Consider the following 2,067-nt stretch of genomic DNA (forward strand, 5'->3'; position numbering starts at 1 on the left):
TCCGTAGTGCCGGTTTGCAGCGACTCTTCAGCAGCCTGCGTCCACTCAGAGTGGAAGAATTCACCGCGCGGTTTGTCGGTGCGCTCGTAGGTGTGAGCCCCAAAATAATCGCGCTGAGCCTGCGTCAGGTTTTGCGGCAATCTTTCGCGCCGGTAGCTGTCGAAGTAGTCCAGCGACGCGCTGAAGGCCGGTACTGCAATCCCCAGCAGGCTAGCCGTAGACAACACCTCGCGCCAAGCTGTTTGGCGATCGAGAATGGTCTGTTTGAACTCCGGCGCTAACAGCAAATTCGGCAATTCCGGATCGTCATTGAAAGCTGTTTTAATCTTGTCCAAAAAGCCAGCCCGAATGATACAGCCGCCCTTCCAAATTCGGGAAATTTCGCTCAAACTCAATTCATAATTGTACGACTTCGAGGCCGCGCTCAACAGCGCCATGCCTTGGGCGTAGGAGCAAATCTTCGAGCAGTAAAGCGCATCTCGAACTTTGTTGACAAACTCCTTAGTATCGCCTTCGTACTTGGTGCTAGGCCCCGTCAGTACGCGGGAAGCATTGACGCGCTCTTCTTTGTAAGAAGACATAATTCTCGCATTCACCGCAGCGATAATTGTGGGAATGCTCACGCCCAATTCCAAAGCACTCATGACAGTCCAGCGGCCCGTGCCTTTTTGACCGGCCGCGTCCATAATTACCTCAACTAAGGGATGCTTAGTTTCTGGGTCAATGTACTTGAAAATATTCGCGGTAATTTCAATCAAAAACGAGTTGAGTTCGTCGGTGGTATTCCATTCGGCAAAGACTTCTTGCAACTGCTGACCGCTGAGTCCTGCCACGTTTTTGAGCAAATCGTAGGCTTCGGCAATGAGCTGCATATCCCCGTACTCAATGCCGTTGTGCACCATCTTCACGTAGTGACCGGCACCGCCGGGGCCGATGAATGTGACGCAGGGGCCGTCATCTACTTGAGCTGCTATTTTTGTGAGAATTGGCTCTAGGATGCCGTAAGCGGCGTGGGTGCCGCCGGGCATGAGGCTAGCACCGTTGAGCGCGCCTTCTTCGCCGCCACTGATGCCCATTCCGACAAATCCCAGTCCGGCTGCTTCTAAATCTTTGGTGCGGCGTTCGGTGTCGCCGTAGAGGGAGTTGCCGCCGTCAATGATCATGTCGCCCGGTGACAGCATGGGTTTGAGCTGGTCGATGACTGCATCTACGGCTTTCCCAGCTTGCACCATGACTAAGATGCGGCGCGGGGTTTCTAGGACATCGACGAATTCTGTCAGAGTCTTGGCGGCTACTATGTTTTTGCCGGGGGCGCGTTTGGCCATGAATTCGTCGGTTTTAGCTGTTGTGCGGTTGTACACAGCTACCGAGAAGCCTCTGCTTTCGACGTTGAGCGCTAGGTTTTCGCCCATTACGGCTAAACCGATTAAACCAAAATTTTGCTTTGTCATGCTAATAACCCGCTAGTTTCACTTGAGGTTTGATTTGAGATAGAGGAAAGCGAGGCGGGGTATACCGCTTTCCGGTGGACTAAAGTATTGGACAATAGACCGAGGAGGTTTAGGTTTATTTTTATATTGTAAGAATTGCTGTTTGGTAAATCAGTAGGGTTTTTTTAAGATTTAAGGGATATTAAAGAGATCGGCGAGTGATAATAAGGCAGGTATTATGCCGATCGCAGTAGCAGTAGATACAAACAAGCGGACATTTTGAGGAAAATTTAGGAGACTGTTGTAGATATGGAAGATTTGCAGTATCTGGCGGCCTGGGTGAAGGAGCAACACGCTCGCGAGTATATTTTAACTTGGCTGCTGAGTCAACAGGGGCTGTGGTGGTCTGATGGCGATATTTATCAGGCGGTTTTGCAAAAGTCGGGAAAGCTTTTGAAAGCCTATGTTCAAAAAAGGCAAGCTGGAGAGTTATTTGAGGGGATTTCTGAGAAGTTGGTGGGAGATGAGAATTGGGATGATTTGGTGGTGAGTTTGGGGCGAATTGTTGGCGTGTATCAAGAGGAATTGCTGAAGTTGCAAGAACGGGACAGGCGCGGGGACGGGCTAAAAAAAAAGT

General features: G+C 50.5%; 2 protein-coding genes. One reads left to right on the plus strand and one right to left on the minus strand.

The window, feature by feature from the left end:
• Positions 1-1,451, minus strand: a 1,451-nt coding sequence (gene gnd, locus WBA89_RS24910; protein ID WP_424410200.1) for a decarboxylating NADP(+)-dependent phosphogluconate dehydrogenase, incomplete at its 3' end; no start/stop codon positions are given.
• A 288-nt stretch (positions 1,452-1,739) separates the two neighbouring features.
• Here gnd and WBA89_RS24915 point away from each other — a divergent pair.
• On the plus strand, positions 1,740-2,067 hold a 328-nt coding region (locus WBA89_RS24915), incomplete at its 3' end, for a hypothetical protein (RefSeq protein WP_424410202.1).

This window comes from Microcoleus sp. (genome assembly GCF_049646505.1).
Classification (GTDB): domain Bacteria; phylum Cyanobacteriota; class Cyanobacteriia; order Cyanobacteriales; family Microcoleaceae; genus Microcoleus.